The organism is Saccharospirillum alexandrii, from assembly GCF_043641555.1.
In the GTDB taxonomy this organism is placed as follows: domain Bacteria; phylum Pseudomonadota; class Gammaproteobacteria; order Pseudomonadales; family Natronospirillaceae; genus Saccharospirillum; species Saccharospirillum alexandrii_A.
In genome coordinates this window covers 309822-335210 of the sequence record NZ_JBHZRJ010000006.1, presented here as the reverse complement: position 1 = coordinate 335210, position 25389 = coordinate 309822, and the positions used below count along the sequence as shown (strand labels likewise).

The 25389-nt window shown below is 55.8% G+C and carries 35 protein-coding genes; 31 read left to right on the top strand and 4 right to left on the bottom strand.

From position 1 onward, the window contains the following. The 31 genes from ACHUE7_RS20555 to ACHUE7_RS20405 form a co-directional block, all read left to right on the top strand. Positions 1 to 114: EF-Tu C-terminal domain-related protein (locus tag ACHUE7_RS20555; RefSeq protein ID WP_463559188.1), on the top strand; the 114-nt coding region annotated here is incomplete at its 5' end. A gap of 250 nt (positions 115 to 364) precedes the next feature. Next, entirely contained in the window at positions 365 to 676 is a 312-nt protein-coding gene (rpsJ, locus tag ACHUE7_RS20550; protein ID WP_028671296.1) for a 30S ribosomal protein S10, read from the top strand. Positions 677 to 790: 114 nt separating this feature from the next. Then, positions 791 to 1423, top strand: a complete 633-nt coding sequence (gene rplC, locus ACHUE7_RS20545) for a 50S ribosomal protein L3 (RefSeq protein ID WP_127559584.1) — start codon at positions 791 to 793, stop codon at positions 1421 to 1423. Positions 1424 to 1433: 10 nt separating this feature from the next. Then, entirely contained in the window at positions 1434 to 2042 is a 609-nt protein-coding gene (gene rplD / locus ACHUE7_RS20540) for a 50S ribosomal protein L4 (protein ID WP_213676709.1), read from the top strand. Then, entirely contained in the window at positions 2039 to 2335 is a 297-nt protein-coding gene (gene rplW / locus ACHUE7_RS20535; protein WP_028671293.1) for a 50S ribosomal protein L23, read from the top strand. Before rplD ends, rplW begins: the two co-directional genes overlap by 4 nt. A gap of 17 nt (positions 2336 to 2352) precedes the next feature. Next, a complete protein-coding gene (gene rplB, locus ACHUE7_RS20530) occupies positions 2353 to 3180 on the top strand; it encodes a 50S ribosomal protein L2 (protein WP_028671292.1) in 828 nt (275 codons plus the stop codon). Positions 3181 to 3201: 21 nt separating this feature from the next. Next, a complete protein-coding gene (gene rpsS, locus ACHUE7_RS20525; RefSeq protein WP_028671291.1) occupies positions 3202 to 3477 on the top strand; it encodes a 30S ribosomal protein S19 in 276 nt (91 codons plus the stop codon). Between the two features lie 15 nt (positions 3478 to 3492). Beyond that, positions 3493 to 3825, top strand: coding sequence for a 50S ribosomal protein L22 (rplV, locus tag ACHUE7_RS20520; RefSeq protein WP_028671290.1), 333 nt, complete (start codon positions 3493 to 3495; stop codon positions 3823 to 3825). Between the two features lie 14 nt (positions 3826 to 3839). Next, positions 3840 to 4523 (top strand): 30S ribosomal protein S3, encoded by a 684-nt coding sequence (gene rpsC, locus ACHUE7_RS20515; RefSeq protein WP_213676710.1) that lies wholly within the window; start codon positions 3840 to 3842, stop codon positions 4521 to 4523. A gap of 11 nt (positions 4524 to 4534) precedes the next feature. Beyond that, positions 4535 to 4948, top strand: coding sequence for a 50S ribosomal protein L16 (rplP, locus tag ACHUE7_RS20510; protein WP_127559588.1), 414 nt, complete (start codon positions 4535 to 4537; stop codon positions 4946 to 4948). Then, entirely contained in the window at positions 4948 to 5139 is a 192-nt protein-coding gene (rpmC, locus tag ACHUE7_RS20505; protein ID WP_028671287.1) for a 50S ribosomal protein L29, read from the top strand. Before rplP ends, rpmC begins: the two co-directional genes overlap by 1 nt. Before the next feature lies 1 nt (position 5140). After that, positions 5141 to 5401 carry a 30S ribosomal protein S17 gene (gene rpsQ / locus ACHUE7_RS20500; RefSeq protein WP_127559589.1) on the top strand — a complete coding sequence of 87 codons (261 nt, stop codon included), beginning with the start codon at positions 5141 to 5143 and terminating at the stop codon, positions 5399 to 5401. 21 nt (positions 5402 to 5422) lie between these two features. Further along, positions 5423 to 5791, top strand: a complete 369-nt coding sequence (gene rplN / locus ACHUE7_RS20495) for a 50S ribosomal protein L14 (protein WP_127559591.1) — start codon at positions 5423 to 5425, stop codon at positions 5789 to 5791. A gap of 48 nt (positions 5792 to 5839) precedes the next feature. Further along, on the top strand, positions 5840 to 6169 hold the full coding sequence (gene rplX / locus ACHUE7_RS20490; protein WP_213676711.1) for a 50S ribosomal protein L24: 330 nt from the start codon (positions 5840 to 5842) through the stop codon (positions 6167 to 6169). A gap of 14 nt (positions 6170 to 6183) precedes the next feature. Continuing rightward, a complete protein-coding gene (gene rplE, locus ACHUE7_RS20485; protein ID WP_127559594.1) occupies positions 6184 to 6723 on the top strand; it encodes a 50S ribosomal protein L5 in 540 nt (179 codons plus the stop codon). 11 nt (positions 6724 to 6734) lie between these two features. Further along, a complete protein-coding gene (gene rpsN / locus ACHUE7_RS20480) occupies positions 6735 to 7040 on the top strand; it encodes a 30S ribosomal protein S14 (protein ID WP_348474141.1) in 306 nt (101 codons plus the stop codon). A gap of 70 nt (positions 7041 to 7110) precedes the next feature. Further along, entirely contained in the window at positions 7111 to 7503 is a 393-nt protein-coding gene (rpsH, locus tag ACHUE7_RS20475) for a 30S ribosomal protein S8 (protein WP_348474140.1), read from the top strand. Between the two features lie 12 nt (positions 7504 to 7515). Further along, entirely contained in the window at positions 7516 to 8049 is a 534-nt protein-coding gene (gene rplF, locus ACHUE7_RS20470; RefSeq protein ID WP_348474139.1) for a 50S ribosomal protein L6, read from the top strand. Positions 8050 to 8060: 11 nt separating this feature from the next. Then, a complete protein-coding gene (gene rplR / locus ACHUE7_RS20465; RefSeq protein ID WP_348474138.1) occupies positions 8061 to 8411 on the top strand; it encodes a 50S ribosomal protein L18 in 351 nt (116 codons plus the stop codon). Positions 8412 to 8421: 10 nt separating this feature from the next. Beyond that, positions 8422 to 8928: a 30S ribosomal protein S5 gene (gene rpsE / locus ACHUE7_RS20460; RefSeq protein WP_028671278.1), complete on the top strand. Its 507-nt coding sequence runs from the start codon at positions 8422 to 8424 to the stop codon at positions 8926 to 8928. Between the two features lie 5 nt (positions 8929 to 8933). Beyond that, positions 8934 to 9125, top strand: a complete 192-nt coding sequence (rpmD, locus tag ACHUE7_RS20455) for a 50S ribosomal protein L30 (RefSeq protein WP_127559604.1) — start codon at positions 8934 to 8936, stop codon at positions 9123 to 9125. A 1-nt stretch (position 9126) separates the two neighbouring features. Next, a complete protein-coding gene (rplO, locus tag ACHUE7_RS20450; protein ID WP_028671276.1) occupies positions 9127 to 9561 on the top strand; it encodes a 50S ribosomal protein L15 in 435 nt (144 codons plus the stop codon). A gap of 6 nt (positions 9562 to 9567) precedes the next feature. Beyond that, positions 9568 to 10884 (top strand): preprotein translocase subunit SecY, encoded by a 1317-nt coding sequence (secY, locus tag ACHUE7_RS20445; RefSeq protein ID WP_028671275.1) that lies wholly within the window; start codon positions 9568 to 9570, stop codon positions 10882 to 10884. A gap of 35 nt (positions 10885 to 10919) precedes the next feature. Next, positions 10920 to 11033, top strand: a complete 114-nt coding sequence (gene rpmJ, locus ACHUE7_RS20440) for a 50S ribosomal protein L36 (RefSeq protein ID WP_348474137.1) — start codon at positions 10920 to 10922, stop codon at positions 11031 to 11033. 141 nt (positions 11034 to 11174) lie between these two features. Then, entirely contained in the window at positions 11175 to 11531 is a 357-nt protein-coding gene (gene rpsM / locus ACHUE7_RS20435) for a 30S ribosomal protein S13 (protein ID WP_028671274.1), read from the top strand. Positions 11532 to 11605: 74 nt separating this feature from the next. After that, entirely contained in the window at positions 11606 to 11998 is a 393-nt protein-coding gene (gene rpsK, locus ACHUE7_RS20430; RefSeq protein ID WP_028671273.1) for a 30S ribosomal protein S11, read from the top strand. 18 nt (positions 11999 to 12016) lie between these two features. Further along, positions 12017 to 12637 carry a 30S ribosomal protein S4 gene (gene rpsD / locus ACHUE7_RS20425; protein ID WP_348474136.1) on the top strand — a complete coding sequence of 207 codons (621 nt, stop codon included), beginning with the start codon at positions 12017 to 12019 and terminating at the stop codon, positions 12635 to 12637. 23 nt (positions 12638 to 12660) lie between these two features. Beyond that, positions 12661 to 13662 (top strand): DNA-directed RNA polymerase subunit alpha, encoded by a 1002-nt coding sequence (locus ACHUE7_RS20420; RefSeq protein WP_028671271.1) that lies wholly within the window; start codon positions 12661 to 12663, stop codon positions 13660 to 13662. A gap of 30 nt (positions 13663 to 13692) precedes the next feature. Further along, complete coding sequence (gene rplQ, locus ACHUE7_RS20415) at positions 13693 to 14082, top strand: 50S ribosomal protein L17 (protein ID WP_127559608.1); 390 nt, start codon at positions 13693 to 13695, stop codon at positions 14080 to 14082. A gap of 187 nt (positions 14083 to 14269) precedes the next feature. Beyond that, positions 14270 to 16201, top strand: coding sequence for an acetoacetate--CoA ligase (locus ACHUE7_RS20410; protein WP_394171699.1), 1932 nt, complete (start codon positions 14270 to 14272; stop codon positions 16199 to 16201). A gap of 257 nt (positions 16202 to 16458) precedes the next feature. Continuing rightward, positions 16459 to 16761, top strand: coding sequence for a hypothetical protein (locus tag ACHUE7_RS20405; protein ID WP_394171698.1), 303 nt, complete (start codon positions 16459 to 16461; stop codon positions 16759 to 16761). A gap of 149 nt (positions 16762 to 16910) precedes the next feature. Here ACHUE7_RS20405 and glgX read toward each other — a convergent pair whose 3' ends face one another. From glgX to htpX, 4 genes are all read right to left on the bottom strand, one after another. Beyond that, positions 16911 to 19046, bottom strand: coding sequence for a glycogen debranching protein GlgX (gene glgX / locus ACHUE7_RS20400; protein WP_394171697.1), 2136 nt, complete (start codon positions 19044 to 19046; stop codon positions 16911 to 16913). Between the two features lie 175 nt (positions 19047 to 19221). Beyond that, positions 19222 to 21402: a 1,4-alpha-glucan branching protein GlgB gene (glgB, locus tag ACHUE7_RS20395; protein ID WP_394171696.1), complete on the bottom strand. Its 2181-nt coding sequence runs from the start codon at positions 21400 to 21402 to the stop codon at positions 19222 to 19224. 135 nt (positions 21403 to 21537) lie between these two features. Continuing rightward, positions 21538 to 24297, bottom strand: coding sequence for a TolB family protein (locus ACHUE7_RS20390; protein ID WP_394171695.1), 2760 nt, complete (start codon positions 24295 to 24297; stop codon positions 21538 to 21540). A gap of 119 nt (positions 24298 to 24416) precedes the next feature. Further along, positions 24417 to 25286 (bottom strand): protease HtpX, encoded by an 870-nt coding sequence (htpX, locus tag ACHUE7_RS20385; protein ID WP_348474130.1) that lies wholly within the window; start codon positions 25284 to 25286, stop codon positions 24417 to 24419. Positions 25287 to 25389 lie beyond the last annotated feature (103 nt).

The following is a 25389-nucleotide window of genomic DNA, read 5'->3' as shown; positions in this document are numbered from 1 at the left end:
AAGATGGACGTTACCCTGATCGCCCCGATCGCGATGGACGAAGGTCTGCGTTTCGCGATTCGTGAAGGCGGCCGTACCGTAGGTGCGGGTGTTGTTGCGAAGATCATTAAGTAAAGATTGGCTTTGAGTTGAGAGCGACGAGCTGTTAGTAACGGCTCATAACTCGAAGCTCGCAGCTAACAGCTCAAAAAGAGGCGCCTCAACGGCGCCTCTTTTGCTTTAACCCTCTGATTTTTAACTGAAAATCCCGCCTACAACTCCTTTCCTAATCGCCGTTGACAGCCCTGCTCAAGATACATACAATACGCCTCCCCTGATTTCCCGGGGGTATATTGCTGTTTAACAATCTTGGAGCTTTGGTCACATGCAGAACCAAAAGATCAGAATACGCTTGAAAGCGTTCGATCATCGCCTGATCGATGCTTCGACTCAGGAGATCGTCGATACGGCTAAGCGTACTGGTGCACAGGTGCGGGGCCCGATCCCGTTGCCGACTCGCAGAGAACGCTACACCGTGCTGGTCTCTCCGCACGTGAACAAGGATGCGCGTGATCAGTACGAAATTCGTACTCACAAGCGTATGCTGGATATCGTTGAGCCAACTGAAAAGACCGTAGACGCGTTGATGAAGTTGGACTTGGCGGCAGGTGTGGACGTACAGATTAGCCTCGGCTAATCGCTGAGTCTCTAATGTAACAGCCCAAGCTGCAGTAAATCATTAAGTGGTTACAGGCGCAGTAACTGGGCGGCCATAGCGGGTTTTAGCCCCGTACATAGAGGAAAGAAAGAAATGTCAATTGGTCTGATTGGTCGTAAGACTGGCATGACTCGCGTCTTCACTGAAGACGGCGTTTCCATTCCAGTGACCGTCGTAGAAGTCGAGCCCAACCGGGTCTCGCAAGTAAAGAGCGTGGAAACCGATGGCTACTATGCAGTCCAGCTAACCGCTGGTACTCGTCGTGCCAATCGCGTCACCAAGTCTCAGGCAGGACACTTCGCGAAAGCCAGTGTTGAAGCCGGTGTGTTCACTCGTGAATTCACTCTGAAGGAAGCAGCCGAACTGAAGGCTGGCGAAGAATTGACCGTTGTCCTGTTCGAAGCAGGTCAGCGCGTGGATGTGACCGGAACCTCCAAGGGTAAAGGCTTCGCTGGTGCGATCAAGCGCCACAACTTCAGCATGCAAGACGCAACTCACGGTAACTCACTGTCTCACCGCGCACCGGGCTCTATCGGCCAGTGCCAGACGCCAGGTCGTGTGTGGAAAGGCAAGAAGATGTCTGGCCACATGGGTGCTGAGCGCTCTACTGTGCAGTCACTTGAGATCGTTCGCGTCGACGCAGAGCGTAACTTGTTGTTGATAAAGGGCGCATTGCCCGGTGCAACAGGTTCTCACGTTGTTGTTCAACCCGCGGTTAAAGGCTAAGAGGTAAGCAATGGATATTAATATTGCAGGACAAGCCAGCGCCAAGGTTGAAGTTTCCGACGCGACGTTCGGCAAAGAATTCAATGAAGCTCTGGTTCATCAGGTCGTTAACGCCTTCCTGGCCGGTGGCCGTCAAGGCAGCCGCGCTCAGAAGAGCCGCTCTGATGTAGCCGGTGGCGGTAAAAAACCCTGGCGTCAAAAAGGCACAGGCCGTGCCCGTGCCGGTACCATTCGTTCACCCATCTGGGTTGGCGGCGGTAAAACCTTTGCAGCCCGTCCGCAAGACTGGTCACAAAAAGTTAACCGTAAAATGTACCGTGGTGCGATGAAATCAATCCTGTCAGAACTGGTTCGTCAGGACCGTCTGATCGTGGTTGAAGGTCTGGGCATCGAACAGCCAAAGACCAAAGCATTTCTGTCCAAAATGAAAGAGCTGGACGTGAGCAATGCTTTGATCGTGTCTGACGACGTTGATTCAAACCTGTACTTGTCTGCTCGCAACGTACCGCACGTTGAAGTCAGTGATGTTGCTGGCATCAACCCGGTAAGCCTGGTGGCCTACGAAAAAGTGGTCATTACTGTTGCCGCGCTCAAGAAGCTTGAGGAGGTTTTGGCATGAACCAGGAACGCATCTATCAGGTCGTTTACGGTCCGCACATCTCCGAGAAAGCGACCATCGTAGCGGAAGGCACTGGCCAGTACGTATTTCGTGTGGCCAAGGATGCAACTAAGCCGGAAATCAAGAAGGCCGTTGAGCAACTGTTCGAAGTTAAAGTTCAGTCTGTTCACACTCTGATCCAGAAGGGCAAGGTAAAGCGCACTCAGCGCGGCGTTGGTAAGCGTAACGACGTTAAGAAAGCCTATGTTCGTCTGGCTGAAGGCCAAGAAATTGATTTCCTGGCTGCAGAATAAGGTAGGGGTTGCGAACAATGGCTATTGTTAAAGCAAAGCCGACGTCAGCTGGACGTCGTCACGTTATCAAGACTTACAACGCCGAACTGCACACCGGTGCGCCATACGCGCCACTGGTTGAAAAGCAGTCCAAGAGCGGTGGCCGTAACAACATGGGTCGCATTACCACGCGGCACATTGGTGGTGGTCACAAGTCGCATTACCGCAAGGTTGATTTCAAGCGCAACAAAGATGGCATCAATGCCAAAGTTGAGCGTCTGGAATACGATCCGAACCGGACTGCGAACATCGCCCTGGTTCTGTATGCAGACGGTGAGCGTCGTTACATTCTGGCGCCGGCCGGTTTGACGGCAGGTGATCAAATCGTATCCGGAGAGCACGCGCCAATCAAAGTGGGCAACACCATGCCACTGCGCAGCATTCCTCTGGGTTCGACGATTCACAATATTGAGATGAAGCCCGGCAAGGGTGGCCAAATGGTCCGCTCTGCAGGTAACTCAGCTCAGCTGGTCGCGCGCGAAGGCACCTATGCCACCTTGCGTTTGCGGTCCGGTGAAATGCGTAAAGTTCTGTCAGATTGCCGCGCCACCCTGGGTGAAGTGAGCAACTCTGAACATAGCCTGCGTGTATTGGGTAAAGCCGGTGCTACTCGCTGGCGTGGTGTCCGTCCGACGGTTCGTGGTGTTGTAATGAACCCGGTCGATCACCCGCACGGTGGTGGTGAAGGTAAAACCTCGGGTGGACGTCATCCGGTCACGCCTTGGGGTGTTCCCACCAAGGGATACAAAACTCGTAAGAACAAGCGCACGGACAAGTATATCGTTCGTCGTCGTTCTTCGAAGTAACTGAAATAAGAGGAAAAGGCTGTGCCACGTTCACTTAAGAAGGGTCCATTCGTCGACCTGCACTTGATGAAGAAGGTAGAGGCTGCACTGGAAAACGGTGACAAACGGCCCCTGAAAACCTGGTCGCGTCGCTCCACAATCTTCCCGGAATTCGTCGGGTTGACCTTTGCAGTCCATAATGGCCGTCAACATGTACCTGTTTATGTCACAGAGGACATGGTGGGTCATAAGTTGGGTGAATTCGCGCTGACTCGTACTTATAAGGGTCATGTTGCGGACAAGAAGGCTAAGCGGTAATAGAGGGTAGACATGATGGAAACACAAGCTGTATTACGCGGTGCTCGCTTGTCTGCTCAGAAAGGTCGTCTTGTAGCAGACATGATTCGCGGCAAGTCAGTGGCGGAAGCCCTGGATCTGCTGACATTCAGCCCTCAAAAAGGTGCTGCAATCGTCAAGAAGGTTCTGGAATCGGCCATTGCGAATGCAGAACACAATGACGGTGCAGACGTAGATGAGCTTTCAGTCGCCTCCATCTTTGTAGATGAAGGTATGACCATGAAGCGTATCCGTCCGCGTGCTAAAGGCCGTGCTGATCGTATCTTTAAGCGTACGAGCCACATTACGGTCAAGGTTGCCGAGAAATAAGGGGAGAATGACAGATGGGCCAGAAAGTACATCCCACCGGGATCCGGCTCGGCATCACTAAAGACCATAGTTCGGTCTGGTATGCCGACTCCAAGGATTACTCCAAGAAGCTGCTGAACGATATTAAAGTTCGTAGCTACCTGGAGAAGAAACTGGAAAAAGCGTCAGTAAGTAAAATCGTGATTGAGCGTCCTGCACAGAACGCCAAGATCACCATCCACACCGCTCGCCCTGGCATTGTCATCGGCAAGAAAGGTGAAGATGTAGAAGTGCTGCGTCAGGAAGTATCCGCCATGATGGGGATTCCGGTGCACATCAACATCGAAGAGATCCGCAAGCCTGATCTGGACTCCAAACTGGTTGCCCAGTCTGTAGCTGGCCAGCTCGAGCGTCGTGTCATGTTCCGCCGCGCGATGAAGCGTGTGATGCAGAACGCGATGCGCAATGGCGCGAAAGGTGTTCGGATTCAGGTCAGTGGCCGTTTGGGTGGTGCTGAGATTGCGCGGACCGAGTGGTATCTCGAAGGTCGCGTTCCCTTGCACACGCTGCGTGCTGACATCGACTACGCTACGGCCGAAGCACACACCACTTACGGTGTGATCGGTATCAAAGTGTGGATTTTCAAAGGCGAAATCCTGGGTGGTATCGAGCAAGTTCGTGCTCAAGCCAAGGCGCCCAAGAAAAAGGCTTCACGGTAAGGAGTACGTAGATGCTGCAACCTAAACGTACAAAGTTCCGCAAAATGCAAAAGGGCCGTAACCGCGGCCTGGCACTGCGCGGTAGCAAAGTGAGCTTCGGCGAGTACGCGCTGAAGGCAACAGGGCGCGGACGCATTACAGCTCGTCAAATCGAAGCTGCTCGTCGCGCGATGACACGTCACATTAAACGTGGCGGCAAGATCTGGATCCGCGTTTTCCCGGACAAGCCCATTTCCAAGAAGCCCTTGGAAGTTCGGATGGGTAAAGGTAAGGGTAACGTAGAATACTGGGTAGCTCAGATTCAGCCCGGTAAAGTCTTGTACGAAATGGAAGGTGTTGGTGAAGATGTGGCTTTGGAGGCGTTCCGCCTTGCAGCTGCCAAATTGCCGATATCAACCGTTGTTGTTAAACGGCAGGTGATGTAATGAACGCTAGTGATCTTCGTGAAAAGTCCGTAGACGAGCTGAATAACACCCTGTTGGAGTTGCTTCGCGATCAGTTCAAATATCGCATGCAAAAAGCGACGGGTCAGTTGACTCAGACGCATCTGCTGAAGCAAGTCCGCAAGGACATCGCTCGTGTCAAAACAGTATTGACTCAGAAAGCAGGTGCTTGATATGTCTGAACAAACAGCCCGTACCGTGACCGGTCAGGTCGTCAGCAACAAGGCTGAAAAGACCGTTACCGTAAAGATAGAGCGTACGGTTACTCACCCGATTTACGGGAAAATCGTAAAGCGTTCTACCAAGATGCATGCGCACGATGAAAACAATGAGTGCCAGATCGGCGACTTCGTCACCATCGAAGAATGCCGTCCTTTGTCCAAGTCCAAGACTTGGCGTCTGGTTCGCGTTGAAGAACGTGCGACTACCGTTTAACAGCGCCTGGGAGTTTGAGAGATGATTCAAACAGAAACCGTTTTAGACGTTGCGGATAACAGCGGTGCCAAGCGCGTCCAGTGCATCAAGGTGTTGGGCGGTTCTCACCGTCGCTATGCCGGCATTGGTGACTTGATCAAGGTCTCCGTGAAGGAAGCAATTCCTCGCGGCAAGGTCAAAAAAGGTCAAGTGATGAACGCTGTTGTTGTGCGCACGCGCAAGGGTGTACGTCGCCCTGACGGATCCGTGATCCGTTTTGACACCAACTCTGCGGTGTTACTTAACACTCAGCACGCCCCGATCGGCACCCGGATCTTTGGCCCGGTGACCCGTGAACTGCGTACCGAGAAATTTATGAAAATCATTTCCCTGGCGCCGGAAGTACTGTAAGCCCTCTGGGCTTACGTTACTGGACGGTAGCAGGAAGTGGAGTAGCGAATGAACAAGTTTAAAAGTGGCGACGACGTTGTCGTAATTGCCGGGAAAGACAAAGGCAAGCGCGGCAAGATCACCAAGGTGATCAGCGACGCCAAGAAAGGCCCGCGTTTTGTGGTATCTGGTGTGAATCTGATGAAGAAGCACCAGAAGCCGAACCCGAACCTGGGTGTCCAGGGCGGGATCGTCGAGAAAGAGGCTCCGATTGCGGCCTCCAACGTAGCGATCTTCAATTCAGAAACCAACAAGGGCGACCGGGTTGGCTTTTTGATCAAAGAAGACGGTACCAAGGTCCGCATCTTCAAGTCCACGAAGAAAGAAATTGGTGTATAAGGGCGGGATACGACATGTCTAGACTCAAAGAGCTCTACAAAACTGACGCTGTCCCTGCACTCCAAGAAGAGTTCGGGTACAAGAACGTCATGGAAATCCCGCGCGTCACCAAGATCACCTTGAACATGGGCGTGGGCGAAGCTATCGGCGACAAAAAGCAGATGGATAACGCTGTTGCAAACCTTGAAGCGATCGCTGGCCAGAAGGTCATGGTCACCAAGGCGCGCAAGTCCATCGCGGGTTTCAAAGTTCGTGAAGACTGGCCGATTGGCTGTAAAGTCACACTGCGCGGTGAGCGTATGTGGGAATTTATGGATCGTCTGATCGACATTTCATTGCCGCGTATGCGTGACTTCCGGGGTATTAACCCCAAGTCATTCGACGGCCGTGGCAACTACAGCATGGGTGTGAAAGAGCAGATTATCTTCCCTGAAATCGAATACGATAAGGTCGATAAGCTGCGTGGTCTGGATATTACAGTGACCACAACTGCTCGCACCAATGACGAAGGTCGCGCATTGCTGAAGGCGCTGGCCTTCCCATTCAAAGGTTAAGGGGAAAGGTCATGGCTAAAGTAAGTATGAAGGCGCGTGAAGCCAAGCGCATCAAGACCATCGCCAAGTATGCTGAGAAGCGTGCAAAGCTCAAAGCGATCATCAAAGACTCCAGCAGTACTGATGAGCAGGTTTGGGAAGCACAGCAATCGCTGCAAAAGCTGCCAAGAGACGCAAGTCCTGTTAGACTGCAGCGCCGCTGTCAGTTGACCGGCCGTCCACATGCGGTTTACCGCAAGTTCGGTCTGTCACGTATCAAGCTGCGTGAACAAGCCATGTTGGGCAATGTTCCGGGTTTGAAAAAGTCAAGTTGGTAAGCAAAGTGGTCCGGACTGGGGCATGTCGCCCCGGTTACCGCACTCGCTGTACACTTAGAGGTAATATTGAATGAGCATGCAAGACACACTTGCGGATATGTTCACACGTATCCGTAATGCTCAGCAGTCCAGTCACGCCATTGTTACCCTGCCGTCTTCAAAGCAAAAGATCGCTGTTGCGACCGTGCTGAAGAACGAAGGGTTCGTGGATGACTTTTCTGTTGAGGGCGAAGGCAAAAAGGTAATGCACATCACCCTGCGTTACTTTGAAGGCAAGCCGGTGATTGAATCGATCAAGCGCGTTTCACGCCCAGGTCTGCGTCAATACCGCGGCAGCGACGAGCTGCCCAAGGTATCGGGCGGGCTGGGTATCGCCATCGTTTCAACATCCAAAGGCGTTATGACCGACCGCGCGGCCCGTGCTGCGGGTGTGGGCGGTGAAATCATCTGCGAAGTCTTCTAAGGGAGTTGAACGATGTCTCGAATAGCTAACGCTCCTATTACGGTTCCGGCAGGTGTGGAAGTCAAGCTCGCTAGCGACAAGATTTCTGTCAAGGGCTCCAATGCAGCTCTTGAAACCAATCTGCACGGTTCTGTAGAAATAAAGCAGGACGGCAACACGCTGACCTTTGCCCCCCGTGATGGAGGCAAGATCGCGCACGCCATGTCAGGCACCATGCGTGCTCTGGTTAACAACATGGTTGTCGGTGTCACCACCGGTTTTGAAAAGCGCCTGCAACTGAACGGTGTCGGTTATCGTGCGAAAGCATCCGGCAGTTCCGTCAATTTGACACTGGGCTTCTCCCATCCGATCGATTACACCCTGCCTGCAGGTGTGTCGGCCGAGACCCCTAGCAACACTGAAATCGTGCTGAAAAGCGCCGATAAGCAGCAGTTGGGTCAGGTCGCCGCAGAAATTCGTGCGTTCCGTCCGCCGGAACCGTACAAAGGCAAAGGTGTTCGGTACGCGGATGAATACGTCCGTCGTAAAGAAGCCAAGAAAAAATAAGGGCATAGGTCATGAACGAAAAGAAAGTATCCCGTTTACGCCGTGCTCGCCGCAGCCGCATCAAGATCCGCGAATTGGGCGTGCACCGTCTGTGTGTAAACCGGTCGAACCAGCATATTTACGCGCAAGTCATCGCTCCCAATGGCAGCGTTGTGGTTGCATCAGCGTCTACGCTGGACGAATCGCTGCGTAAAGACGCGACGAGTAACGTAGATGCCGCTATCAAGGTAGGCGCTCTGATCGCAGAGCGGGCCAAGGCAGCCGGTATCGAACAGGTGGCTTTTGACCGGTCTGGTTTTAAATACCATGGCCGTGTGAAGGCTTTGGCAGACGCTGCCCGTGAAGGTGGCCTGAAATTCTAAGGTGCGAATGATGGCAAATAACGATCAAGCTCAAGCTGGCGGCGATCTGCAGGAAAAATTGGTCCAGGTAAACCGAGTAGCCAAAGTGGTGAAAGGTGGCCGGATTTTCGGTTTTACTGCACTGACAGTTGTTGGCGACGGCAATGGTAAAGTCGGCTTTGGCCGTGGCAAGGCGCGTGAAGTGCCTGTTGCGATCCAGAAGGCGATGGACGCGGCTCGCCGCAACATGATCCAGGTTCAACTGACTGAAGGCACGTTGCAATATCCGGTAAACGCCCGTCACGGCGCTTCCAAGGTATACATGCAGCCTGCTTCAGACGGTACTGGTGTCATTGCAGGCGGCGCTATGCGTGCCGTTCTGGAAGTTGCCGGTGTGCAAAACGTTCTGGCCAAGTGCTACGGCTCAACCAATCCGGTTAACGTCGTACGTGCAACCGTTAACGGTTTGGCCAAGATGCGTTCTCCTGAAGATGTGGCTGCCAAGCGTGGCAAGTCCGTCGAATACATTACGGAGTAACGGACATGGCTAAAGCAAAAACAGTAAAGGTTCAGCTGTTCCGCAGCCCCATCGCAACTCAGCCCAAGCATAAATTGTGCGTTCAGGGTCTGGGTTTGAAGAAGGTGGGCCAGGTCCGCGAACTGGAAGATACTCCTTCCGTTCGTGGCATGATCAACAAAGTGAACTATATGGTTCGCGTGGTTGAGGGTGAGTAACATGTTTCTGAATACATTGAGCCCCGCTGAGGGCTCGACAACCGCTCCCAAGCGGGTTGGCCGTGGTATCGGCTCTGGTCTGGGTAAGACCGGCGGTCGTGGTCACAAGGGTCAGAAGTCCCGTTCAGGCGGTTCCGTCAAGCCAGGTTTCGAAGGCGGTCAGATGCCTTTGCAGCGTCGCTTGCCGAAATTTGGTTTTACCTCCCGTCAGGCGCCTTTTGTCGCTGAGATTCGCCTGCATGAACTGGTCAAGGCCGGTGTCGAGGTTGTGGATCTCGCTGCGTTGAAAAAAGCCGATATCATCGGTGAAAAAATCAAGCGCGCGCGTGTCATCCTGTCAGGTGAAATCAGCCAGGCCGTTACGGTCAAGGGTCTGAAAGTCACCAAGGGTGCAAAGGCAGCCATTGAAGCTGCGGGCGGAAAGGTAGAGGAATAATTCTCCATGACCAGACAAGGACTACCGGCCGGGTCGCAAGGAGGGCTGGGCGAGCTTTGGACTCGCCTTCGCTTCCTTCTGTTAGCGCTCCTGGTCTACCGTATCGGTGCACACATTCCAGTTCCGGGTATTAACCCGGACAGTCTGTCTGCATTGTTCGAGCGTAACCGTGACACCATCCTGAGCATGTTCAACATGTTCTCCGGTGGCGCACTGGAACGTATGAGTATCTTCGCGCTCGGCATTATGCCGTACATTTCCGCGTCGATTATCATGCAGCTCCTGACGGTCGTGAGTCCCCATCTGGAACAGCTCAAGAAGGAAGGTGAAGCTGGCCGTCGCAAGATGAGCCAGTACACCCGATACGGCACGCTGGTGCTGGCTATTATCCAGTCTTTCGCCCTCTCGGCGGGTCTGGCCAGCCAGAACATAGCGTTCGATACTGGTCCGTCATTTTACTTTGTTGCCGTGGTCACGCTGACTTGCGGCACCATGTTCATGATGTGGCTGGGTGAACAGATCACTGAACGCGGTATTGGCAATGGTATTTCCATGCTGATTTTCGCGGGCATTGTAGCGGGCTTGCCCGGTGCAATCGGCCAGAGCTTTGAGAGTGCCCGTCAGGGTGAACTCAGCATTATTGCTCTGCTGTTGATCGGTCTGGTTGCGGTGGCTGTGGTAGCGTTCATTGTCTTTATTGAACGCGGCCAGCGCCGGATCACCATCAATTACGCCAAGCGTCAGCAAGGTCGTAAGGTGTTCCAGGCTCAGAGCAGTCATTTGCCGCTGAAGATCAACATGGCCGGTGTGATTCCGCCCATCTTTGCCTCCAGCCTCTTGCTGTTCCCGGCTTCGCTGGGTAACTGGTTTGGCAGTGGTGACGGTATGGGCTGGATGCAGGATATCGCTCTGCTGCTCAGTCCGGGCCAGCCGCTGTACATTCTGCTGTTCGCATTCGCAGTCGTCTTCTTCTGCTATTTCTACACAGCAGTAACCTTCAATCCGAAGGATGTGGCTGAAAACCTGAAGCGGTCCGGTGCATTTATACCGGGGATTCGCCCAGGTGAGCAGACTTCCCGTTATATCGACGGTGTGTCTGCACGGCTGACCTTCTTTGGTGCGATGTACATTACCGCTGTGTCCTTGCTGCCCCAGGCCCTGGTGATAGCCGCCAACGTTCCGTTTTACTTTGGTGGTACCTCGCTGTTGATCGTGGTGGTGGTTGTGATGGACTTTATGGCTCAGGTGCAAAGTCACTTGATGTCCCACCAGTACTCGTCAGTGATGAAAAAGGCCAATCTGAAGTCGATTGGCAACAACTGAAGAGACTGAGTGATTACCAGTTATTGGAGTGAAGCATGAAAGTACGTGCGTCAGTCAAGAAAATGTGCCGTAACTGCAAGATTATCCGCCGTAACGGTGCTGTTCGTGTGATCTGCACGGATCCAAAGCACAAGCAGCGTCAGGGTTAATTGCAGTCGGTTGGTTAGCGCCAGGGTATTACGGGTTGATTTTGTAAGGCCCAGGCGCTATCATCTCGCGCCCCTTAAATAGGGGGTTCATTAATAGAGCCACAACGGCTCTATTAAACGTTTGATAACGGAGTAAGTTGAATGGCCCGTATAGCAGGCGTCAATATTCCTGACAACAAGCATGCGGTGATCTCGCTGACCTATATCTATGGTATTGGTCGCACCACTGCTTATGCCATCTGTACATCGGTTGGGGTTGAACCTACGGCTAAAGTGAAGGATTTGTCCGACGAGAAGCTGGACGAAATCCGTAATGAAGTCGGCAAGTACACTGTAGAAGGTGACTTGCGTCGTGAAATTCAGATGAACATCAAGCGGTTGATGGATCTGGGTTGCTACCGTGGTATCCGCCACCGTCGTAACCTACCTTTGCGTGGCCAGCGTACGAAGACGAACGCCCGCACCCGTAAAGGTCCGAAGAAGCCGATCAAACGCTAACACCGTTTGAAGGTCGCTTGAATCAGGTCTTTTGACCACAGTATTGATAACAGTTTTTGCATAGGAAATCGAAGATGGCAAAGCCAGGTACGAACCGGTCGCGCAAAAAGGTGAAAAAGCAGGTCGCTGATGGCATCGCGCACATCCATGCGTCCTTTAACAACACCATTGTGACCATTACGGACCGCCAAGGAAACGCCCTGAGCTGGGCAACTTCCGGTGGCTCCGGTTTCCGTGGATCTCGTAAGAGCACTCCTTTTGCAGCCCAGGTCGCCGCTGAGCGAGCCGGTGTTGCAGCCCAGGAATATGGTCTGAAGAATTTGGACGTCGAGGTGAAAGGCCCCGGTCCAGGTCGCGAATCTGCGGTACGAGCATTGAACGCGTGTGGCTATCGAATCAGCAACATTACCGATGTGACACCCATCCCTCACAACGGTTGCCGCCCGCCCAAGAAGCGCCGCGTGTAATAAAGGAGACAGAGTTTAATGGCACGTTATATTGGTCCTAAGTGTAAGCTGTCTCGTCGTGAAGGCACAGATCTGTTTCTGAAGAGCGGAGTTCGTTCACTCGACTCCAAATGTAAAGCAGAAACCGTTCCTGGTGTACACGGTGCACGCCGCGGTCGTTTGTCAGATTATGGCGTACAGCTGCGCGAGAAACAGAAAGTCCGTCGCATGTACGGTGTTCTTGAGAAGCAGTTCCGTAACTACTACAAGGCTGCTGCCCGTTCCAAGGGTGCTACCGGTGAAAACCTGTTGCAACTTCTTGAAACCCGTCTGGATAACGTTGTATACCGCATGGGCTTTGGTGCTACCCGCTCCGAGTCTCGTCAGTTGGTTGCACACAAAGCCATTTTGGTGAACGGCGAAACCGTCAACATTGCGTCCTACCAGGTACAACCGGGTGACGTCGTGGCGATCCGCGAAAAGAGCAAGACTCAGCTGCGTATTCAAAGCGCGCTGGATATCTCTGTACAGCGTTCGCCCGTCTCCTGGGTTGAAGTTGATGCCAAGAAGATGGAAGGCAAGTTCGTGTCCAAACCCGAACGTGCTGACCTGAGTCAGGAAATCAACGAAAACCTGATCGTGGAATTGTACTCCAAGTAATCTCACTGCAAATAGGGGCATCTATGCAGCGTTCAGCCAACGACTTTTTGACGCCACGTCATATCGATGTGCAGGAAATCAGCGCCAACCGGGCCAAGATCACGCTCGAGCCGCTTGAGCGCGGTTTCGGTCACACTCTGGGCAACGCGCTGCGTCGTATCCTGCTGTCGTCCATGCCTGGCGCCGCAATCACCGACGTTGAGATCGACGGTGTATTGCACGAGTACAGCACCATCGAAGGTGTGCAGGAAGACGTACAGGAAATCTTGCTTAACCTGAAAGACGTCGCCGTCAAGCTGTTCGACCGCGAAGAAGTGACCCTGACGCTGAAGAAGAAAGGCGCAGGTAATCTGACCGCGGGCGATATCCAGTTGGATCATGGCGTTGAAGTCGCCAATCCGGATCACATTATTGCCCACCTGGGTAGCAATGCGGATGTAAGCATGACGCTGCGTGTGACCACTGGCCGTGGTTATGTCCCTGCGGAATCCCGCAGCAGTGGTGAAGACGAGAGTAAACCCATCGGTAGACTGCAGTTGGATGCTACCTACAGCCCGGTCGTTCGGGTTGCCTACAACGTCGATGCGGCGCGTGTAGAGCAGCGTACAGACCTGGATAAGCTGGTGATTGAGCTGGAAACAAAGGGCACCCTGGATCCTGAAGAAGCGATTCGTCGTGCAGCCACCATCCTGCAACAGCAGGTAGCGGCCTTTGTAGACCTGGATCACCATGCTGAAAGCGAGCCGGAGAAGGAAGAAGACAAGATCGATCCTATCCTGCTGCGTCCGGTCGACGATCTGGAACTGACAGTGCGTTCGGCCAACTGTCTGAAAGCAGAAAACATCTACTACATTGGTGACCTGATTCAGCGCACCGAAGTAGAACTGCTGAAGACACCGAACCTCGGCAAGAAGTCTTTGACTGAAATCAAAGACGTTCTGGCATCCAAGGGTCTTTCTCTGGGCATGGTCCTCGAGAACTGGCCACCTGCAAGTTTGAAGAATGACGATAAGGTTCTTTCGTAACCTTATGTCCGGCTGGTAAGGAATGTAACAATGCGTCATCGTAAAATTGGTCGTCACTTTAACCGTACCAGTGCTCACCGCAAAGCCATGTTCCAAAACATGTGCAATTCGTTGTTTGAGCACGAAGTGATTAAAACGACCTTGCCGAAGGCAAAAGAGCTGCGTCGTTTCGCAGAGCCCCTGATTACTCTGGCCAAGGAAGACTCCGTGGCCAACCGTCGTCTGGCGTTCGATCGTACCCGCTCTCCGGTAGCTGTAGGTAAGTTGTTTAATGAATTGGGTCCTCGCTACAAGGCTCGCCCGGGTGGTTACCTGCGTGTGCTGAAGTGTGGCTTCCGTGCTGGTGACAACGCGCCTATGGCGATTGTTGAGCTGGTAGACCGTCCTGTAGACGGTGAAGTGGTCGACGAGGCTTCCTAAGCCCCGCTGTAAACCACGGGAAAGACCCCAAAAACCGCCTCCGGGCGGTTTTTTTGTGGGTGCTGTAAAAGCAAAGTGGAAGCTCAGCAGAACAGTGCATCGAACCGGTCTGTGATCCGGGTTCATTGCCAAAGATGATAAAAGCAGTAGGCTCGACGCTTATAAAAACAACAGACTGAGCCATGCTATGACTGTGCTATTTACGCCTTCGGCCGAACAAAAGGCCAAATCCCAAATGGGTGTCTTTGCCGACCTGTTGAAACGCAAATACCCGATAGAATTAGAAGACTACCAGGCATTGCAGCAGTGGTCGGTACAGAACCTGACTACGTTCTGGCGCGAGCTGTGGGCGTTTGCCAATGTGCAGGGAAACCCGGGTGAGACTGTACTCGAGCAGTCGACCATGCCTGGCGCGCGCTGGTTTCCCGAGGCCCGTCTGAACTTCAGTACGAACCTGTTGCACGTCGGCCGTGATGCGGATACGGCTCTAATTGCGCTTTCCGAGACTCGCCCCGAGCACCGTTATAGTTACGCCGATCTGCGCCAGGCGGTGGCTGGACTGGCTGGTTTTCTGCAACACGAGTGCGGTGTTGAACCTGGAGACCGGGTGGCGGCTTACCTCGGTAATACTCCCGAAGCGATCATTGGAATGCTGGCCGCAAGCCGAATTGGTGCCGTCTGGACTTCAGCGTCGCCCGATTTCGGCTACGAGGGCGTGCTTGATCGCTTCGGTCAGGTAGAGCCCAAGGTGGTGATCGCTGGTAATGGGTATGGCTATGGTGGAAAGGCTATCGAACGTACCGGGGTCGTTAAGAGCCTGCAGGCAGCGCTGCCAACGGTGCGGCAGTGGGTACAGGTTGATACACTGCCCAGTGCCGACGTGATCGACGGTGCCTGGAAATGGGAAGACGTGGTCAGTCGCGACTGGCCTGAGGCTCCGCCACGGGAGCTGGCGTTCGATCACCCACTTTATATCCTGTATTCCTCCGGTACCACCGGCAAGCCCAAGTGCATCGTACACGGGGCCGGGGGCACTCTGTTGCAGCATGCCAAGGAACTCCGGCTGCACGGCGACATCTCGCAGGATTCCGTGTTTTTCTACTTCACCACTACGGGCTGGATGATGTGGAACTGGCTGGCTTCGGGTCTGATGACCGGTGCGTCGTTGGTTTTGTTCGACGGTAACCCCATGTACCCCCGGTCGGATGTGCTGTGGCAGCTAGCGGACAAGCTGGGCATCACCCACTTCGGCACCAGCGCCAAGTACCTCTCTGCCTGTCGCAAGCAGGACCTCGAGCCTGGCAAAACCTTCGACCTGAGCGCTCTGTCCACGGTTTTTTCGACGGGTTCGCCACTGGCGCCGGAAGACTACGACTGGGTTTACTCAGCCTTAAAACCGGATGTAATGCTGCAATCCATCTCGGGCGGTACCGACATTGTCTCCTGCTTTGTCGGTGGCAACCCGTGGTCACCGGTCGTGCGCGGCAAGATTCAGGGGCCCAACCTGGGTATGGACGTGCAGGCCTGGAATGAGGCCGGGGAGAAGGTTGTTAACCAGCGCGGCGAGCTGGTGTGTGCACAACCTGCACCGTGCATGCCGATTGGCTTCTGGAACGACCCTGGCGACGAGCGTTACCGGGCAGCGTACTTTGAGCGCTTTGACGGTGTCTGGGCCCAAGGTGATTTTATCGAATTCGATGACGCAGGCCAGGCGGTGATTCACGGCCGCAGTGATACCACCCTGAACCCCGGAGGCGTTCGTATTGGCACTGCGGAGATCTATCGTCAGGTAGAGACACTAACGGAGATTGCAGATTCCCTGGTAGTAGGGCAGGCCGTCGACGGTGACGTGAAGGTCATTCTGTTCGTGCAGCTGCCTGAAGGACAGCAGCTGGACAAGGCATTGATTGGCCGCATTCGTCAGCGCATCCGCGAAAACACCACGCCGCGCCACGTCCCGGCCGACATCGTTCAGGTACCCGCCATTCCCTACACCCGCTCAGGCAAGAAAGTCGAGCTCGCCGTCACCCAGATTCTGCGGGGTGAAGAGCCCGCCAACCTGACCGCGCTGGCTAACCCTGAGTCCTTGCAGGCCTATCGGGATTATTACGCTGGCTGATAGCTATCCCTGCTTTGCCTGGACCCAGGCAAGCGTTCGTACAGACCACCAGGATAAACCGACCTGGAGGTCTGTACGGATTTCTGGCAATCACCCCAAACGTCGCACTATACGACACCCTCAGTAGCATGAACCGCTACTTTGAACGTCGCGCTTTTCCTGCCCGTTATTCCGCTTATAGTGGCTTCCGTCAGCCGATGTAAGGCTGTTTAAGAAGTACAACAACAGCAAGACGATAATGCAGGGAGGGATTCACTGTGACTCAATCAGCCATTTCCACTGTTTTTGAATACATTAATGCGCATCCGGGATATCGCGCGACCATGGGGGTCATTGTCTCGCAACAAGCTCAGCAAACCGTTTTGTGCTGGGGTGCGGTCAGTGATGACGATACCAGCTATGTACCCGATCTGACGTATTACCGGATTCGCTGGCCCGATGCTGATTGGATGCCCCTGTCTGAGCAGCAAGCGCAATTATTCGACCAGGCTTACGATCGACGTGATCACGACGCCTCGTCCCGGCCGACAGCCGGAACCTCTCGCTCCTGGGTGCAATAACCCGCCGTACCAGGGGCATTCCCCGCAGTCCTCTCGCCGGTGGAGGTCATCACCGGTTAGCCATTCGACTGCTCGATGGGTTGGATGGCGGAGAACCCGTCTGGTTCTCTGAGTACTCCTCGACATTTGGCCCCGTAAGGGGCCCTTTTTTATTCCGTGTAGGGATCGCACCGGCTCAATAGCACCAGTGAGTGGGGCTTCAGCTCATAATCCCGCTTAATGCGTTCCTCCTGTTCCGGCCTCAGCCCCTCATTGCGCGCCGTATCAAACTCCACCTTCCAGCCCGAGTGCGGATTGGCCGGCAGCGTGAAGGTGCAATCGTGGCCACCGCTGTTCAGCATCAGCAGATAATATTCCTCACACCGATGCAGATTGATGGCCGGGTTGCGGATGTCGGTAGACAGTAAAATGCCCAGGCAGCGGGTGTGCGGGTTCTGCCAGTCGCGGATTTCCATGGCGTAGCCGTCGTTGCGATACCAGTGCACGGCATCCGTTGTCACCGGTGCATTAGAATGCGCTGGCGCATCAAAGACCAGGTTGCGAAACAGCGTGCTGGACTGGCGAATGCCAATGCACTGGGCAATAAATCGCTGGAATGGTCCGTCCTTCTGGTCCCAGTGAACCCAACTGATCTCGTTGTCCTGGCAGTAGGCGTTGTTGTTGCCTTGCTGGGTGCGATTCAGCTCGTCACCGCCGAGCAGATGCACAGCGCCTTGCGACAACAGCAAGGTGGCCAGCATGTTGCGCTTGATCTGCTGGCGATGCGCCAGGATGTTGGCATCACCGGTTTCACCTTCAGCACCCCAGTTAAAGCTCAGGTTGTTGCCATGGCCATCGAGGTTGCGCTCCTGATTGGCCGCGTTGTGGCGGTCGTTGTAGGACACCAGATCGTGAAGCGTAAAACCGTCGTGGTAGGTGACATAATTCAGGCTGGTTGAGCTCGAATGCGCATTCTTGTTGAGTACATCCCGCGAGCCCATCAGCACATTGGCCAGCTCTGGCATAACACCCATGTCCGCCCGCCAGAAGCGGCGCAGGGTATCGCGAAAGCGATCGTTGCACTCGTACCAGTTGGCGGGAAAGTTGCCCAGTTGATAGCCACCCCGGCCGATGTCCCAGGGCTCGGCGATCAGTTTTGAATGGCGAATCACCGGGTCCTGGTTGCAGGCCATGAAAAAGGCCGCCCGGCTGGAAAAATCCCATTCCTCGCGGCCCAGTGCCGCGGCCAGATCAAAACGGAAACCATCGACCCGGTAGGTTTGCAACCAGTGGCGCAGGCTGTCCATCACCAGTTGCAGCGTCACCTCCTCGTGCAGGTTCACACTGTTACCACAGCCGGTATTGTCGATAAAGTGGCTGAAGTCTCCTTGCTGATGCCGGTAGAACCAGGGACCGTGCAGGCCTTTCTGGCTGACGCTGGGGCCGAGCAAATCGGATTCGGCGGTGTGGTTGTAGACCACGTCCATGATGACTTCGATACCAGCCTGGTGCAGGGCACGCACCAGCGTTTTGAACTCGGTGACGGCATCGTCGACGGCATAGCGGGGGTCGGGGGCAAAGAAAGACACCGGGTTGTAGCCCCAGTAATTGGTCAGCCCCAGGTTTGGCAGGCGGGGCTCACTCATGAAGGCGAAGCAGGGCATCAGCTGCACCGCGGTGACACCCAGTGACTGCAGGTGGGCCACACTCGCCTCATGGGCAAAGCCGAGGTAGGTGCCGCGCAGGTGCTCGGGCACGGCCGGGTTCAACTGGCTGAAGCCTTTAACGTGCGCCTCATAGATGACGGTATCGGGCCAGGGTGTTTTCGGCGCCCGGCTGTTCTGCCAGTCAAAGTCGTCCGGTGCCGGGGTCAGGCCTTTCGGGACATGGGCGGCACTGTCCATGGGGCAGGGCTTCAGGCACGTCAGATCGCTGGCATCATGTGCATAGAGGCTGCGATTGGGTTCAAATGGGCCTGACAACGCCACCGCGTAGGGGTCGAGCAGTAACTTGTTCGGGTTGAACAGGGCCCCCAGGCCGGGCTTGAACTCGCCTTCAGCGCGATAGCCATAGCGTGTTTGGGGCGCTAGATGGGGAACATGGCCGTGCCAGATGTCACCGGTGCGGTGTAATGGCAATGGCTCGCCCCAGGGTTGATCCTGATCGTCAAAAAAGCACAGCAGTACCCGGGTTGCCTGGGGGCTGAAGACCGCAAAGTTACAGCCGTTGTCTCCCGGGTGGGCGCCCAGCGGGAAGGGGTGCCCGGGTTCAAGCCGCATTTCGGCTGCGGATGTTGAGCTCGACATTTAAAACCTCGTGGTGAAGCGGGCGTCTGTGGGACCCGGGTGTCAGCGGTGGCGGTTACGCGGCCCCCTCGCGTCAGACCCTTTCAGCCTGACGGACGCCCGAGCGAATACATCGCCAGAGTATGCGCCAATGTGCCCCAGACTGACATGACTTGCCTGGCGTGTCGGCCTGGCGTCACTTCGGCATCAGTTTCAGAAACATGGCGCCCAGAGGTGGTAGGGTGAACCGCAGATGCTGCGCCTGACCATCGGCCGGGCCGGGCTCGGTCGATAAGTGGGTAGCCGTCGGGAAATTGCTGCCGCCGTAGTATTCCGAATCGCTGTTCAGCACCACCTCGTACCGGCCTGGCACCAGCGTGCCCAGTACATAGTCTTCGCGCGGCATGGGGGTGAAGTTGACGATGATCAGCATCAGCTCTTTGCCATCCAGCGACCGGCGGAACAGGCTGAGCACGCTGGCTTCGGCATCGCCGGCGTTGATCCAGCCAAAGCCTTCGGCTTCGCAATCGGTTTCATACAGCGCTGGCTCAGAGCGGTAGAGCTGGTTCAGGTCCCGGAACAGCGCCTGGATACCACGGTGACGCGGGTATTGCAGCAGACCCCAGTCGAGCTGGGCCCGGTAATTCCACTCCAGCGTCTGGCCGAACTCGTTGCCCATGAAGTTCAGTTTCTTGCCGGGGTGGGCAAACATGTAGCTGTAATAAGCGCGAAGATTGGCGGCCTGTTGCCATTCATCGCCTGGCATCCGGGTCATTACCGTGCCTTTGCCGTGCACCACTTCATCGTGCGACAGCGGCAGTACGAAATTCTCATTGAAGGCATACACGCCCGAGAAAGTCAGGGCGTCGTGGTGGTATTTGCGGTACACCGGGTCCTGTTTCATGTAGCCGAGGGTGTCGTGCATCCAGCCCATGTTCCACTTGAACCCGAAGCCCAGGCCGCCGGCGAACACCGGGCGGGAAACACCATCGAAGGCGGTGGATTCCTCGGCAATGGTGTAGCAATTCGGGAAACGGCCATAGACGGTTTCGTTGAAGCGGCGCACGAAGGCAATGGCTTCATAGTTGTGATTGCCGCCGTCGACGTTGGGGGTCCATTCGCCTTCTTCGCGTGAATAGTCGAGGTACAGCATCGAGGCGACCGCATCGACCCGCAGCCCGTCGACGTGAAATTCCTCAAGCCAGATCAGCGCCGACGACACCAGAAAATCACAGACGGTGTAGCGGCCAAAATCGTAGATGTAGGAGTTCCAGTCCGGGTGCCAGCCACGTTGGGGGTCGGCGTACTCAAAAAGCGGCGTGCCGTCGAAACGGGCCAGGCCGTGTTCGTCAGCCGGGAAGTGGGCCGGCACCCAGTCGACGATGACCGCAATGCCGTGCTGGTGGCACTTGTCGACCAGGTATTTGAATTCATCCGGTGTGCCAAAGCGGCTGGTCGGCGCAAACAGCCCGATTGGCTGGTAACCCCAACTGCCATCGTAGGGGTATTCGGACACCGGCATCAGTTCGAGATGGGTGAATTTCATGTCGAGCAGGTAGGGAATCAGTTCATCGGCCAGGTCGTGGTAGTTGAGCGGCTGGCCATCCCGGGTTTTCCAGGAGCCGGCATGCAGCTCATAGATGCTCATCGGCTCATGTCGTGGGTCGCTGGCGGGGCGTTTCTGCCAGGCCTGGTCCTGCCATTTGTAGGCACCGTGATCGATGACGATGGAGTTGAAATCCGGGTACTGGGTGATGCCAAAGGCGTAGGGGTCGCACTTGTGCGGCAGCAGGTGCTCTCGGGCGTCTTTAAGCTCGAATTTATAGGCATCGCCAGCCTGAAGGTGCGGCACAAACAAGCGCCAGATGCCATCGTGATGGCTGGCCATCGGGTGCCGCCGGCCATCCCAGTTGTTGAAATCCCCGATCACACTGACGCTGCGCGCATTTGGGGCATAGACGGCAAAGCGAACCCCGGTCACCTCGGTGCCGTTCAGTTTGGTTGAGCACAATTGGGCGCCCATGGTCTTGTACAGCGTCGATGAATCGCAGGGCATGTCTTCAAAGGTGCGTTCAATGCACTGATAGGCGTCGATGACGTCCCACTCGTGGCCACCTTTGCCCTGCACATGCAACTGATAGGCTGGGCGTTTTTTTTGCTTGAGGGTCAGTTCAAAGACATCGCTGTTCGGCCAGCGACTGAAACGACCGAGTAACTTGCCCGTTTTCAGATCATGGGCTTCGAGTTGCTCGGCATCGGGCTGATATACCCGGATCAGCCAGCCGGCGTCGGTTTCAAAGACGCCCAGATGATCAAATGGGCGGGCTTCCAGTACATGCTGCAAACGGTCGACGAGTTCCCGGTCGGGTTGATTCATAGTGGTTACACTGCCTTGTCGGTCTGGTCGAGTGGCCTGTCTGGTCGGCCTGTTCTGGCTGAAACAGGCGACCTCTGTTTTTATTGGGTCCGTACCTGATTCCCAGTGTAGACCGAAGCGATCTGCTTTGCAGCGTTACCCACCCAGTGTCAGGCTCAGAGTTGGCACCCAATCGGTCTGCTCAGGCCGGTAATACACCGATGCGGTGGGCACCAGTCGCAAGCGACTGTTGCGGAACACATTGGACGGTGCGCTCAGTTGAACCCCGTATGCGCTGCGTTGTTCTTCATCACGGTATTGCACCCGGGCGTCGAACGCCAGGGTCAGGCTGCGCAGATAGAGCAATCGGCCGAGGGCGGCATCTACTGGTCCGAGACTGAACTGATAGTTGGCCCGGCTGGCAGCCATATTGAGCGTTACCGGAGCGGATTCGAACACGGGGGACGTGGGTATGCGACTGCTGCCGGTAAAGTCCGGGTCACGCCGTTGCCATTGGCCCGAGATGCTGAAGTGATGGTTGTCCGCGAGACCGGGAATTTGCACAGAGTTGCTCAAAGCGAGCTGGAAGCCGCCGGTGTCCAGTTGGGTGTCGAGCAGAGCGGTCGGGGCAATGGCGATCGGTGCTTGGAGATCGCGCGGTGCGGCCTGGTGTGCCCAATAGCCGGAGAGCCCGGCCTCAATAAAGCTAGCTTCGGCCGAGGCGTTTGAATCGATTGCGGTGGCGCTCAAGTGTGTGATGCCCAGGCTTGGCTCCAGGCCCATCCGGGCAACGCCCCGGGTTTGCTGCAACGGTACGGACAATGCCAGCCGGGTTTCGGTATCGATCCGGTTTAGGTCGGCATCGGGTTGCTGCTCTGCGGACAAAGAAACGACCGGCCAGTAACGACGCCAGTTGAGGGCCAGGGACCCGGTGGGGGTATCTGCTTCCCAGTTGTAACCCAGGCTGATGCTGGTACTCAGCGTGTTCATCAGGTTGGTGTTGTACAGGTTAATAGCGGCGGCCTGGTTGTCGGCGCTCAGCAGCCAGCTGTTGGGTAGCCAGTCGCCGGGTGCATAGCGAAACCGTTCGGCCGGGCCTGCGTCGACCTGAACCGGTGCAACTGGTTGGGCCAGCGGGGCGATGTAGGGATCCAGTGGCGCGACGTCGGCTTCGGGCACCCAGTGCGCTTGCGGCTGTGACTCGCCGGGCCAGGGGTGTTCCACCAGTGCATGGCCGTTGGCATGGTAGTCGGTACTGAGCAACCGCTGTTGTTGCTCGTCCCAAACGATAAAGTAGTTCCCGAAGGGTCGCTGACTGATCCGATAGCGGGCGCCGCTGGCCGTGTCCAGCGCCCAGAGGCTGTCGATGCCGCCGCGATCGCTGGTGTAAAGCACCCAGTCGTTAGCCTGCACGGGGGAACGCCAGGTCTCGCCTTGCACTGGCCCGGCCAGGGTGCGCAGTTGACCAGTCTGACCGGACCAGTGCATCAGTTGGGTGCCGGCGTCGGTAAGCAGGGCAAATACCCAGTCGCCTTCGTCATTAGCCGACATATCAAAGGCCAGACTCCGCTTAGGCAGCTGGATCTGCTTTAGGCTCTGGCCATCCGGACTTAGCCAATCGAGCTGGCTGTTGCGGTCCATGCTGAAGCGGTGGGCGAGCAGGTGCCCGGTGCTGGCCTGGCCCGCCGAGGTGATGTCCCCCAGGTCGGTCAGTTGATACCGCTCGGACGTTTGAATGTCATAACAATGCAGGTCACGCGTGACGTCACGGTTAAAGCGCGGGTGTTCCCGGCCTTCGGCCCAGCAAAAACGTTCATTGGCGTAACTGACGGTTTTTTGCTTCGCGGTTCCGGTGTAGCCCGCAGCGACGGCCGCAGGCAAGGTGGCAACCCGGTATGTCGCATCCGGAGACAGAATAGCCAGGTGACTGCCCGTTTTTACATCCATTTCCACGGCCAGCACCCAGTCTTCGTCTATGGCGACCGGATAGAGGCTTTGCCAGTGATCCGATGCGGGTTCCCACAGCGGCGTCACCGGGGTGATGTCGAGGGCATCTACCATGCCTTGCCAGCGCTGGTGCAGTTCATCCCAGGCGGCATGGTAGGTCTGGCTCAGGTTCTTGCCGGTCAGGGTGTGAATGCGACCATCGAACGTGAAGCCTGCACCGGGTTCGGCAACTCCGCCGAGTGCCTCATCCAGAATCAGGGAGCCGTGTTCGCGTCGCAGGTAACTGGTCATCAGATAACCCAAATCGTAGGGGCTGACCCGGGGGTACTGTTCAAAGCCGGTGCCGAGCATGGCCCGGTCGTAGGAGTAGCGTTGCCCGGTCAATTCATGGGTACGGAGCCACAGATCGAACGAGGCCACACGCCCGCGCCCGCCCTGAGTAAGCCGGGTCTCTTCGGCGACGGCATCGCCTTCGAGCAGCCAATTGGGGTAAAACAGCAGCACGATGGCCATGGTGCCGTTCTCGCCGGCCAGTACTCGGGCCACGCGTCCGGTGGTGGTATCCAGTGGCTGGGTAAACTGCACCAGATGACGACCCTCGTGCACGGTCAGCAGGTCGAGCCATTCCAGCCCGCCCAGTGTAGATGGCTGATTGAAAAACACGGATTGAATGGGGTCGCTGCGTACAAAGCCGTTGGATGTCAGCGTAGTGGCGGACAACACAATGGGAATGCGTCGGGGTGGTCTGTGGGCTGGCATCGATTCGTTCAGTGCCGGCCAGTAACTGCCCAGCCGGTTGGCGACATAACGGGCTTCAGTTTCCAGGCCTTCCGGGTAGACAATGTCGAAACCAGGCATTGATATCTGCTGCCAGACTCGACTGGGGCGGTCCTGGTCGTTGGCATGAACAGGCAATGTCAGATAGGCCAGCAGGGTGGTTACGGCCAGTGCAGCAGCACGAAAAGTCACGGCGGATTCCTTTCAAAAAGCCCGGTTGGGGTCAGAAAGGCGCAGTGTAAAAGATTATCGGGGAGGATGCCCGGCACCCGTCACTATTCTCCTGAGCGAATGCCGGTCTTGAGAGGCTATCAGGCTGCCTGACGCAAGGCCGCGATGCGGTCATCCAGGCTGGGGTGGGAAGCAAACAGCTCCTTGCGCTTGCCCTTGATGCCAAAGGCAACCAATTGGCCATCCAACTGTGAGTCTTGTCCAGTTTTCAGGCGCTCCAGCGCGGCAATCATCTTCGGTGCGCCGACTAGAGACGCCGAACCGGCGTCAGCTCGGTATTCACGCTGGCGTGAGAACCACATGGCAATGATGCTGGCGAGCACGCCAAAGACCATTTCCATCACCATCACCACTGCCAGGTAGCTGAAGAAGCCCAGGCCCTGGCCATTGTCGTTACCGCGCGCGATGGCGTTGTTGATGATTTGCGCCACGATGCGCGCAAAGAAGATCACGAAGGTGTTCAACACGCCCTGAACCAGCGCCATGGTCACCATGTCGCCATTGGCAATGTGCGAAATCTCGTGTGCCAGTACCGCTTCGGCTTCATCCCGGTTCATGGTGCGCATGAGCCCAACCGATACTGCCACCAGTGAGTTGTTCTTGCTGGCGCCAGTGGCAAAGGCGTTAGCCTCGGGTGCCGGAAACACCGCTACTTCAGGCATGCCAATGTTGGCCTGTTTGGCCAGCCGCGCAACGGTTTCCATCAGCCACTGTTCTTCGGCGTTGCGCGGTTTTTCAATCACTTGAGCACCGGTCGCGCGCTTGGCCATCCATTTGGACAGCATCAGCGATATAAAGCTGCCGCCCATACCAAAGGCAAAGGCCAGCACCAGATAACCGCCGGTATTGCCAAGCTGAACCCCGAAAGCGGGCAGAATAACGTTCATAAAGACACCCAGCACCACAATGATGGCCAGGTTCGTCCCGAGGAAAAGCATAATGCGCTGCATAACAACACCTATAAGAAATGGGTCCCGCTATTATGGGGCCACCAGCGCGGCTGGCAAGTAGGCCAAAGGTCAGCTTTGTATAAATCGAAAAGGTGTTGACCAG

Bases quoted from the DNA above. Each gene is read 5' to 3' on its own strand.
- rpmD (WP_127559604.1), top strand. From the start codon at position 8,934: ATGGCTAAAGCAAAAACAGTAAAGGTTCAGCTGTTCCGCAGCCCCATC.
- rplR (WP_348474138.1), top strand. From the start codon at position 8,061: ATGAACGAAAAGAAAGTATCCCGTTTACGCCGTGCTCGCCGCAGCCGC.
- rpsC (WP_213676710.1), top strand. From the start codon at position 3,840: ATGGGCCAGAAAGTACATCCCACCGGGATCCGGCTCGGCATCACTAAA.
- rplQ (WP_127559608.1), top strand. From the start codon at position 13,693: ATGCGTCATCGTAAAATTGGTCGTCACTTTAACCGTACCAGTGCTCAC.
- rpmJ (WP_348474137.1), top strand. From the start codon at position 10,920: ATGAAAGTACGTGCGTCAGTCAAGAAAATGTGCCGTAACTGCAAGATT.
- rpmC (WP_028671287.1), top strand. From the start codon at position 4,948: ATGAACGCTAGTGATCTTCGTGAAAAGTCCGTAGACGAGCTGAATAAC.
- rplF (WP_348474139.1), top strand. From the start codon at position 7,516: ATGTCTCGAATAGCTAACGCTCCTATTACGGTTCCGGCAGGTGTGGAA.
- rpsN (WP_348474141.1), top strand. From the start codon at position 6,735: ATGGCTAAAGTAAGTATGAAGGCGCGTGAAGCCAAGCGCATCAAGACC.
- rpsH (WP_348474140.1), top strand. From the start codon at position 7,111: ATGAGCATGCAAGACACACTTGCGGATATGTTCACACGTATCCGTAAT.
- rplO (WP_028671276.1), top strand. From the start codon at position 9,127: ATGTTTCTGAATACATTGAGCCCCGCTGAGGGCTCGACAACCGCTCCC.
- rplV (WP_028671290.1), top strand. From the start codon at position 3,493: ATGGAAACACAAGCTGTATTACGCGGTGCTCGCTTGTCTGCTCAGAAA.
- rplB (WP_028671292.1), top strand. From the start codon at position 2,353: ATGGCTATTGTTAAAGCAAAGCCGACGTCAGCTGGACGTCGTCACGTT.
- rpsJ (WP_028671296.1), top strand. From the start codon at position 365: ATGCAGAACCAAAAGATCAGAATACGCTTGAAAGCGTTCGATCATCGC.
- ACHUE7_RS20410 (WP_394171699.1), top strand. From the start codon at position 14,270: ATGACTGTGCTATTTACGCCTTCGGCCGAACAAAAGGCCAAATCCCAA.
- rpsQ (WP_127559589.1), top strand. From the start codon at position 5,141: ATGTCTGAACAAACAGCCCGTACCGTGACCGGTCAGGTCGTCAGCAAC.
- rpsE (WP_028671278.1), top strand. From the start codon at position 8,422: ATGGCAAATAACGATCAAGCTCAAGCTGGCGGCGATCTGCAGGAAAAA.
- rplE (WP_127559594.1), top strand. From the start codon at position 6,184: ATGTCTAGACTCAAAGAGCTCTACAAAACTGACGCTGTCCCTGCACTC.
- rplP (WP_127559588.1), top strand. From the start codon at position 4,535: ATGCTGCAACCTAAACGTACAAAGTTCCGCAAAATGCAAAAGGGCCGT.
- rplW (WP_028671293.1), top strand. From the start codon at position 2,039: ATGAACCAGGAACGCATCTATCAGGTCGTTTACGGTCCGCACATCTCC.
- rpsD (WP_348474136.1), top strand. From the start codon at position 12,017: ATGGCACGTTATATTGGTCCTAAGTGTAAGCTGTCTCGTCGTGAAGGC.
- secY (WP_028671275.1), top strand. From the start codon at position 9,568: ATGACCAGACAAGGACTACCGGCCGGGTCGCAAGGAGGGCTGGGCGAG.
- glgX (WP_394171697.1), bottom strand. From the start codon at position 19,046: ATGTCGAGCTCAACATCCGCAGCCGAAATGCGGCTTGAACCCGGGCAC.
- rplD (WP_213676709.1), top strand. From the start codon at position 1,434: ATGGATATTAATATTGCAGGACAAGCCAGCGCCAAGGTTGAAGTTTCC.
- ACHUE7_RS20420 (WP_028671271.1), top strand. From the start codon at position 12,661: ATGCAGCGTTCAGCCAACGACTTTTTGACGCCACGTCATATCGATGTG.
- htpX (WP_348474130.1), bottom strand. From the start codon at position 25,286: ATGCAGCGCATTATGCTTTTCCTCGGGACGAACCTGGCCATCATTGTG.
- rpsM (WP_028671274.1), top strand. From the start codon at position 11,175: ATGGCCCGTATAGCAGGCGTCAATATTCCTGACAACAAGCATGCGGTG.
- rplN (WP_127559591.1), top strand. From the start codon at position 5,423: ATGATTCAAACAGAAACCGTTTTAGACGTTGCGGATAACAGCGGTGCC.
- rplX (WP_213676711.1), top strand. From the start codon at position 5,840: ATGAACAAGTTTAAAAGTGGCGACGACGTTGTCGTAATTGCCGGGAAA.
- rpsK (WP_028671273.1), top strand. From the start codon at position 11,606: ATGGCAAAGCCAGGTACGAACCGGTCGCGCAAAAAGGTGAAAAAGCAG.
- glgB (WP_394171696.1), bottom strand. From the start codon at position 21,402: ATGAATCAACCCGACCGGGAACTCGTCGACCGTTTGCAGCATGTACTG.
- rplC (WP_127559584.1), top strand. From the start codon at position 791: ATGTCAATTGGTCTGATTGGTCGTAAGACTGGCATGACTCGCGTCTTC.